Raw genomic sequence first — 9,069 nt, forward strand, 5'->3', positions numbered from 1 at the left:
CACCGCCACCATCGACGGCCGCCAGGTCTGCCTGATGGCCAACGACTCCACGGTCAAGGCCGGCAGCTGGGGCGCCCGGACGGTAGAGAAGATCATCCGGATCATCGAGCGGGCGTACTCGACCGGCGTGCCGATGGTCTACCTGGTCGACTCGGCCGGCGCCCGGATCACCGATCAGGTCGACCTCTTCCCCGGTCGGCGCGGCGCGGGCAAGATCTTCTGGAACCAGGTCCGCGCCTCGGGTTCGATCCCGCAGGTCTGCGCGCTGTTCGGGCCGAGCGCGGCCGGCGGGGCGTACATCCCGGCGTTCTGCGACGTGGTGGCCATGGTGGACGGCAACGCCAGCATGTACCTCGGCTCCGACCGGATGGTCGAGATGGTCACCGGCGAGAAGACCACGCTGGAGGCGATGGGCGGGGCCAAGGTGCACTGCGCCGAGTCCGGGGTCGGGCACTTCCTCTGCAAGACCGAGGCCGACGCGCTGGACGTGGTGCGGACCTACCTGTCGTACCTGCCGGCGAACTGGACCGAGCAGCCGCCCGCCGCGCCCGCCAAGCAGGCGTCCGACAAGGTCGACCTGGCCGCGCTGGTCCCGGCCAGCGAGCGGCAGGCCTTCGACATGCGCCGGTACGTCAAGGGCCTGCTCGACGACGGCTCGTTCTTCGAGATCCAGGCGCTCTGGGCCAAGGAGCTGACCATCGGCTTCGGCCGGCTGAACGGCGAGGTCGTCGGCGTGGTCGGCAACAACTCGATGTTCAAGGGCGGGGTGCTCTTCGTCGACTCGGCTGACAAGGCGACCCGGTTCGTGCAGCTCTGCGACGCGTTCAACGTGCCGCTGCTGTTCCTCAGCGACGTGCCCGGCTTCATGGTCGGCAGCGCGGTGGAGAAGCAGGGCATCATCCGGCACGGCGCCAAGATGATCACCGCGATCTCCGAGGCGACCGTACCGAAGATCTGTGTGGTGGTCCGCAAGGCGTACGGCGCCGGCCTCTACGCGATGGCCGGCCCGGGCTTCGAGCCGGACGCGACCATCGCGCTGCCCACCGCGAAGATCGCGGTGATGGGCGCCGAGGCCGCGGTGAACGCCGTCTACGCCAACAAGATCGCCGCGATCGCCGACGAGGCCGAGCGGGCCGCCTTCGTCGCCGCGAAGCGCGAGGAGTACGAGCGGGACATCGACGTCGTCCGGCTCGCCAGCGAGCTGGTGATCGACGCGATCGTCGAGCCGCACGAGCTGCGCGCCGAGCTGGTCCGCCGGTTCGCCGCCGCCCGCACCAAGGACCGCCACTTCTCGCGGCGGCGCCACGGCGTCACCCCGGTCTGACCCGACCCGCACCACCCGACCGGCGTCACGAGCGCCCGGCGGCCATCCACAAAGGGCGTCCCACCAGGAGGATCAGATGGACTTCCGGCTCACCGAGGAACAAGAGGCGCTGCGGTCCAGCGTGCGGGACTTCGCGCGTGAGGTGGTCGCCCCGGTCATCGCCGAGCACTACGAGAAGCACACCTTCCCGTACGAGGTGATCCGGCAGATGGGCAAGATGGGCCTGTTCGGCCTGCCCTTCGGCGAGGAGCACGGCGGCATGGGTGGCGACTACTTCGCCCTCTGCCTGGCCCTGGAGGAGCTGGCCCGGGTCGACTCCAGCGTGGCGATCACCCTGGAGGCCGCGGTCTCCCTCGGCGCGATGCCGATCTACCGGTTCGGCACGGAGGAGCAGAAGGCGACCTGGCTGCCGAAGCTGCTCAGCGGCGAGGCGCTGGCCGGCTTCGGGCTGACCGAGCCGGGCACCGGCTCCGACGCCGGTGGCACCCAGACCCGCGCGGTGCTGGACGAGGCCACGAACGAGTGGGTGATCAACGGCTCGAAGGCGTTCATCACCAACTCCGGGACCGACATCACCGCGCTGGTCACCGTCACCGCGGTGACCGGCACGAAGCCGGACGGCTCGAAGGAGCTGTCGACCATCATCGTGCCGACCGGAACGCCGGGCTTCACCGTGGCGCCGGGCTACTCCAAGGTCGGCTGGACCGCCTCGGACACCCACGAGCTGACCTTCGACGACTGCCGGGTGCCGGCGGCGAACCTGCTCGGGGAGCGGGGCCGGGGCTTCGCCCAGTTCCTGCGCATCCTCGACGAGGGCCGGATCGCGATCGCCGCGCTCGCCGTCGGCCTCGCCCAGGGCTGCGTCGACGAGTCGATCAAGTACGCCAAGGAGCGGCACGCCTTCGGCCGGCCGATCGGCAACTACCAGGCGATCCAGTTCAAGATCGCCGACATGGAGTTGAAGGCGCACACGGCCCGGCTGGCGTACTACGACGCCGCCGCGCGGATGCTGGCCGGTGAGCCGTTCAAGCGGCAGGCGGCGATCGCCAAGCTGCACGCCAGCACGATCGCGGTGGACAACGCCCGGGAGGCGACCCAGATCCACGGCGGCTACGGCTTCATGAACGAGTACCCGGTCGCCCGGTTCTGGCGGGACTCCAAGATCCTGGAGATCGGCGAGGGCACCTCCGAGGTGCAGCGCATGATCATCGCTCGCGACCTGGGCGTCTGACCCGGCCTCCGGCCCCTGCCGCGCTGCCGCACGGCGGGGGCCTGTCGGATTCCGGCGCGTCGGCTGGACGACGCACCGGTGTCGGCCGTCGTAGCCCCTCCGTACCCTTCGTGCCCATGACACCGGCTCATGATCATCCTTTGGCGCCGGGTGGTCGTACCCCGCTCGCGGAGCTGTTGCGGGGTCACCGGCTCGCCGTCGGCCTCACCCAGGCCGAGCTGGCGCAGCGGGCCGGGGTCGGCGTGCGGACCGTCCGTGACCTGGAGCGCGGCCGGGCCAGCCGGCCGCAGCGCAGCACCGTGGAGCTGCTCGCTGACGCGCTCGGCCTCACCGACGGACCCCGCGCCGCCTTCCTCGCCACCGCCCGTGGGCGGGCGGCCGTGCCGGCCGCCGTCGAGGTCCCGCACCGCGCACCGGCCGCCGGCTCCGCGCCTCGCGACCCCGACCCCTCGGGTACGCCGATCGCGCTCCCGCCCCCGGTCGAGCTGATCGGCCGGGAGCGGGACCTGGCCGACCTCGCCGCGCTGCTCACCACGGACCGGTGGCCGCCGGTGGTGACCCTGGTCGGGCTCGCCGGCGTCGGCAAGACGGCGCTGGCCCTGGCCGTGGCGCACGAGGTCGTCGCCGACTGTCCGGGCGGAGTGGCCGGGGTGCTGGTCGGCGAGGGCTCCGACGCCGCCGACGTGCTGGCCGCGGTGAGTGCCGTGCTCGGCGCGGCCCGCCTGCCCGACCTGGCGGTACGGCTGCGAAACCGGCCGGCGCTGCTGCTGGTGGACGCGGCCGAACGTGCCCCGGACCCGCTGGCCGAGGCGTTGCGGCAGCTCACCGACGCGGTGCCGAGCCTGCGGGTGCTGGTGACCGGGCGGCACCCGGTGGGCGTACCCGGGGAACTGGTCCGTCCGGTGGCGCCGCTGGACGTGCCCCCGGCCGACGTGGTCGACGCGGCGGAACTGGCCCGCTACCCGGCGGCGGCGCTCTTCGCCGCCCGGCTCGCCCGGGTACGCCCCGAGCCGCCCGACCCGCGGGAGCTGCCCGCGCTGGCCGCCCTGGTCCGTCGGCTCGGCGGCCTGCCGCTCGCGATCGAGCTGATGGCGGCCCGGGGGCGCATCCTCGACCTCGACGAACTGCTCGACCGGTACGGCGACCGGGTCCTCGACCTGGCCGGCCCCGACCTGGGGCGGCGCGGCTGGGAGGCCGCCGCACCGGCCGGGTCGGAGAGCGCAAGGGCGGCGGTGGCGGTGACCCTGCGGGAGGCGGTGGCCACCAGCTACCGCCTGCTCGCCGGCTCCGAGCGCGCGGCCGTGCGCCGGCTCTCCGCGTTCGCCAACCGCTGGTCCGTGGAGCTGGCCGAGGAACTGCTGGCCGACGAGGCCGGCCGGGACGGCACCGTGGTCGTCGACCCGGTGCCGCTGCTGGACCGCCTGGTGGAGCTGGGGCTGGTCAGCGTCCGGGGCGCCGGTCCGTTCCGGTTCCGGCTGCTCGACGCGGTCCGTGACTTCGCCGTCGAGCGGGCCGCCGGCCGGGGCGAGCTGACCGCGATCCGCCGCCGGCACGCGGTCGTGGTGGCCCGGCTGGTGACCCGGACCGCGCCGAACCTGGTCGGGGCGAAGCTGCCCGCCGCGGTACGCCGGCTAGACGAGGTGACCAGCGACATCAGCGCCGCCCTGGCCCATGCCGCCACCGACGACCCGCTCACCGCGCTGCGCCTGGCGGCCGCGCTGACCCGCTGGTGGCGGCTGCGGGGGCGGGACGTCTCCGGGCGGCAGTGGCTCCGCCGGCTGCTGGCGGACCCGCGTACCGCCGACGCCGACCCGGTGCTGCGGGCCTGGGCGCTGCTCGGGGTGGCCCGGCTCGCCGCCGAGCACGGCGCGGGCGCGCAGGAGCTGCCGGCCGCCCGCGCGGCGCTCGACGTCTTCGCCGCGCACGCGGAGGTGACCGGCGAGCTGGAGGCCCGCACGGTGCTCTGCGCGCTGCTCGTCGCCACCGGCGGGTACGACGAGGCACGCGCGCAGGCGCAGGCGGTGCTGGCGCTGGCCACCCGGCACGGCCGGGTACGCGACGTGGCGGTGGCCCAGAACAACCTCACCTGGCACGAGATCCGCCGCGGTGACCTGGCCGGCGCCCGGCGGCGGCTGGCCACCGTGGACCGACTGGCCGCCCAGTGCGACGAGCGGCGGCTGCGCCTGCTGGCCCGGGCCAACCTGGCCGAGGTGGCCCGCCTCCAGGGCCGGTACGCCGAGGCGGTGGAGCAGGGCCGCCGGGTCGCCGCGGCGCTGGCCGACCTGGGCGACCCGGGACACCGGCGCCGGGTGCTCGGCACGGTCGGCCTGGCGCTGGCCCGGGACGGTCGGCTGGACGAGGCCGCCGACGTACTGGCCGAGCTACGGGCGGAGGCGCCCCGGTCGCCCGCCGGCGCTGCGCCTGCGTTCACTGCCGCGTCCGCCGCGCCGGAGTTCGGGCGGTCGGTAGTGGCGGCGCGGCCCGAGGAGGGGGTCATCGCCCTGATCGAGGGGACGGTGGCGCTGCGCCGGGGCGACCGGGAACTGGCCGCGGAGTGGTTCGGGGCGGCGGCGAAGGCCGGCGCCGACGGTCAGGACCGGCGGGACGTGGTCGAGGCGCTGGTGGGGCTGGCGGCGAGCACAGGCGACCCGGCCGTGCTGGACCGTCTCGACCGGGCCTGCCGGGAGAGCGGGATCCGCCTGCTGCCGTACGAGGAGGACCTGCTGCACCGGCTCCGTCCGGCCGGTTGAGGGCCGGGGCGGTGCTGCGGCGCGCCGCGCCCTCCGTCGGGTCGGCTCCTGCCGGCCCCGTGCGGCCCGGACGCCGGGGGCGGGGGAGGCGCGAGCGAATAAGCCCCCTGATGACACCCCTCGCTCAATCGCTCGCGCCGGCACCCCCCCAGGTGCTCCCCCCGGCTCGACGAAGGCTAGCCACCGCTGACGTCCGCTTTGCGCGGCTTCCCGGTGTTGTCCCGCCGACGTGACCAGTTCTGCCGGTGGTTCTGCCGGTAGCGCGAGCCGATGCCCCGGGTCCGGTGGGCGATCGGCTGACCCGGCGGACCGGGCGGCACCGTCGCCGCCGCCGATGCCGACGGGCAGGTCAGCGCCCGTGCTGCGGCGTCAGGCCGCCGTCTCGCCGGCCGGGGCGGTGTCGGTGCTGCCGGCGGTCGCCCCCGGGTGCACGGCGTCCCGCACCCGGCGCAGGCCGTCGAGCATCGCCGTCAGCGCCGCGGGCTCGAGCTGGCCGGTGAACCACTGCTCGATGATCCGCAGGTGACCGGGGAGGGTCTCGTCGAGGCGCTTGAGCCCCGACGGGGTGACCACGGCGTACGAGCTGCGCCGGTCGGACGGGCAGGCACTCCTGACGAGCAGCCCGTCGCGTTCCATCCGGTCCACCACTCGGGTGACGCCGCTGGTGGACAGGGAGGTCTGCGCCGCCAGGTCGGTCATCCGTAGCTGATTGCCGGGGGATCGGGCGAGCCGCATCAGCACTTCGAACTCGACCGCGGAGAGGCCGTGTTCCTCGTACTGGGCGGCGAACCGGGCCGACAGCCCGGCGTACGCCTCGACGAGGAGGCCGACGGCGGTGATCCGGGGGTCGTCGAACACGTTCTGATCCACCTGGCCATCCTAACAGTGGTTGACACGGGGAATGTTTGTGTGACTATAGTTGCTTAGTCAGCCGTTGGGCTCATAAACAATCTCTCCCCCTGGAGGACGCACCATGACCAGCACCGAGTCGGTTACCCGCGACTGGGAGGGCCTCACCGTCCCCACCGCCGGCACCTACCTGCTGGACGCGGCTCACAAGCGGGTCGGGTTCGTCGCCCGGCACATGATGGTCAGCAAGGTACGCGGTGAGTTCGCCGACGCCTCGGCGACCATCACCATCGCCGAGGACCCGATGCAGTCCTCGGTCACCGCCACCATCCAGGCCGCCAGCATCAACACCGCCCAGGCCGACCGGGACGCCCACCTGCGCAGCCCGGAGTTCCTCGAGGCCGAGACCTACCCGACGCTGGAGTACCGCAGCACCGGTGTGAAGTCCCGCAACGGCAACGAGTTCGTGCTGCTGGGCGAGCTCACGATCAAGGGTGTCACCCGCCCGGTCGAGCTGGACGTCGAGTTCGAGGGCGTCGGCCGCAGCCCGTTCGGCCAGGACATCTTCGGCTTCTCCGCGAGCACCGAGATCGACCGGGAGGACTTCGGTCTGACCTGGAACGTGGCGCTCGAGACCGGCGGCGTGCTGGTCGGCAAGAAGATCAAGATCGAGATCGAGGGCGAGGCCGTCCGCCAGGCCTGATCCTGCGGAATCCTTCCGGCGAGGTCCCTGCTTCCCCTGAGCAGGGACCTCGCCGCGTCTCCAGGTGCGAATTGTCACGAGTTATTCGTCGGTCGCGCCGGTGCCGACGGTGGTCGCTGGGTAGAGATGGCCGCAGGGCGTACCGGTGGGGCCACTGGCCCTGGCGACGTGGGCGCTCTTACCGTGGTTGTTCACAACGCGCGGCGGGACGGACACGGTCCCGCGCGCCTCGCGCCGGGAGGGCACATGGGTAGGGACGTCGAGCAGGGCGCCTTCTCCCGGGAGGACCGGGTCCGCTACCGGCAGAAGGTCCGGCGCAGTCTCGACGTCTTCGCGTTGATGCTGGACGACTTCGGCTTCGACGCGGACCGGCCGATGACCGGCCTGGAGATCGAACTCAACCTGATGGACCCGGCGGGTGAGCCGGCGATGCGCAACGAGGAGATCCTGGCCGCCATCGCCGACCCGCTGTTCCAGACCGAACTCGGGCAGTTCAACCTCGAACTGAACGCCGCGCCTCGGCTGATCGAGGGCAACGGCTTCACCGAGTACGAGCGTGAACTGCGCAGCAGCCTGACCCGCGCCGACGAGCGGGCGGCGAAGTCCGACGCCCGGATCGTCCTGGTCGGCATCCTGCCCACGCTGACCGAGCGGCACCTGGTGGTGGACAACCTCTCCACCAACGAGCGCTACCGGGTGCTCAACGATCAGATCGTCGGCGCCCGGGGCGAGGACATCGAGCTGGACATCCGGGGCGTCGAACGGCTCCAGACGCACACCGACTCGATCGCCCCCGAGGCGGCCTGCACCAGCCTCCAGTTCCACCTCCAGGTCGCGCCGGACAGCTTCGCCGACTACTGGAACGCCTCCCAGGCGATCGCCGGGGTCCAGGTCGCGATCGGTGCGAACTCCCCCTTCCTGTACGGGCGGCAACTCTGGGCGGAAACCCGGATCGCCCTCTTCGAGCAGGCCACCGACACCCGCCCCGACGAGCTGAAGGCCCAGGGCGTACGACCCCGGGTCTGGTTCGGCGAGCGCTGGATCACCTCGATCTTCGACCTGTTCGAGGAGAACGTCCGCTACTTCCCGCCGCTGCTGCCCATCTGCGAGGACGAGGACCCGGTCGAGGTGCTGCACGCCGGCGGGGTGCCCCGGCTGGCGGAGCTGCGGCTGCACAACGGCACCGTCTACCGCTGGAACCGGCCGGTCTACGACATCATGGACGGCCGCCCCCACCTTCGGGTGGAGAACCGGGTGCTCCCGGCCGGCCCGACCGTGGTGGACATGCTGGCCAACGCCGCCTTCTACTTCGGGCTGTCCCGGGGCCTGGCCGAGTCGGACCGGCCGATCTGGAGCCAGCTCACCTTCAGCTCCGCCGAGGAGAACTTCCACGCCGCCGCCCGGCGCGGCATGGACGCCGTCCTGCACTGGCCCCGCCTCGGGGACGTGCCGGTCGCCAAGCTCGTCCTCGACACGCTGCTGCCCACGGCGGCCACCGGGCTGGACCGGTTCGGCGTCGACCCGGCCGAACGGGACCGGCTGCTCGGCATCATCGAGCAGCGCTGCCGTACCGGCCGCAACGGCGCGGTCTGGCAGACCGAGACGGTCTGGGCGGCCGAGCGGCACCGTGGCATGGACCGCGAGGCCGCCCTGCACCACATGGCCCGCCGCTACGCCGAACTCCAACGCACCAACGAACCCGTTCACACCTGGCCCACCGACTGACCGCGGGTATCCCGGCGGGGTCGGCGCCGGTCCCGCCCGAGGCGGGATCAGTCGTCGCGCTCCCGCCGGGTCAGGTCGCGCAGCGCGTCCTGCGGGGCGGCCCGGTCCAGGTAGTCGCGGCGCAGCCGCCGCCGGTCGCGGCGGCACCGCCGGCAGGCCCACGGCATCGGCCACCACCGGCCGCAACTCCAGCACCGCCACGGATCCACACCATGCCTAGCGCCCGGATTCACCAGGTGCGTCACATATCGCCGCTGGGCGGCGTCGAGATGGCCCGCGGCTTCCCGGCGCGACGACGTCCGGGAAGCGTGTGGCCGTGGCAGCACCGCCGGGGGTCGGCCGACGGTCTCGGGGCGCCCCGCCTTCCGGGCCCCGCCAACGCGGCGCACTCCTCGCCCGCTCGGCAGCCATGAGGCCGCACTCCCCACCCGGTCCGGCCATGACGCTGCACGCCGCAGCCGGGCCCCCCGCGCATGCCGAACTTTCA

General features: G+C 73.3%; 6 protein-coding genes. 5 read left to right on the forward strand and 1 reads right to left on the reverse strand.

What is annotated here, in order from left to right:
- The 3 genes from ACSNN7_RS27720 to ACSNN7_RS27730 form a co-directional block, all read left to right on the forward strand.
- Nucleotides 1–1,324: acyl-CoA carboxylase subunit beta (locus ACSNN7_RS27720; protein WP_436683992.1), on the forward strand; the 1,324-nt coding region annotated here is incomplete at its 5' end.
- Between the two features lie 76 nt (nucleotides 1,325–1,400).
- Nucleotides 1,401–2,555, forward strand: coding sequence for an acyl-CoA dehydrogenase family protein (locus ACSNN7_RS27725; RefSeq protein WP_436683994.1), 1,155 nt, complete (start codon nucleotides 1,401–1,403; stop codon nucleotides 2,553–2,555).
- Between the two features lie 116 nt (nucleotides 2,556–2,671).
- Entirely contained in the window at nucleotides 2,672–5,305 is a 2,634-nt protein-coding gene (locus ACSNN7_RS27730; protein WP_436683995.1) for an ATP-binding protein, read from the forward strand.
- A 369-nt stretch (nucleotides 5,306–5,674) separates the two neighbouring features.
- Here ACSNN7_RS27730 and ACSNN7_RS27735 read toward each other — a convergent pair whose 3' ends face one another.
- Nucleotides 5,675–6,175: a MarR family winged helix-turn-helix transcriptional regulator gene (locus ACSNN7_RS27735; RefSeq protein WP_436683997.1), complete on the reverse strand. Its 501-nt coding sequence runs from the start codon at nucleotides 6,173–6,175 to the stop codon at nucleotides 5,675–5,677.
- A 103-nt stretch (nucleotides 6,176–6,278) separates the two neighbouring features.
- Here ACSNN7_RS27735 and ACSNN7_RS27740 point away from each other — a divergent pair, with 103 nt between their 5' ends.
- Nucleotides 6,279–6,857: a YceI family protein gene (locus tag ACSNN7_RS27740; protein ID WP_436683998.1), complete on the forward strand. Its 579-nt coding sequence runs from the start codon at nucleotides 6,279–6,281 to the stop codon at nucleotides 6,855–6,857.
- A 246-nt stretch (nucleotides 6,858–7,103) separates the two neighbouring features.
- Entirely contained in the window at nucleotides 7,104–8,582 is a 1,479-nt protein-coding gene (locus tag ACSNN7_RS27745; RefSeq protein WP_436684000.1) for a glutamate--cysteine ligase, read from the forward strand.
- Nucleotides 8,583–9,069 lie beyond the last annotated feature (487 nt).

This window comes from Micromonospora sp. URMC 105 (assembly GCF_051386295.1).
GTDB lineage: Bacteria > Actinomycetota > Actinomycetes > Mycobacteriales > Micromonosporaceae > Micromonospora.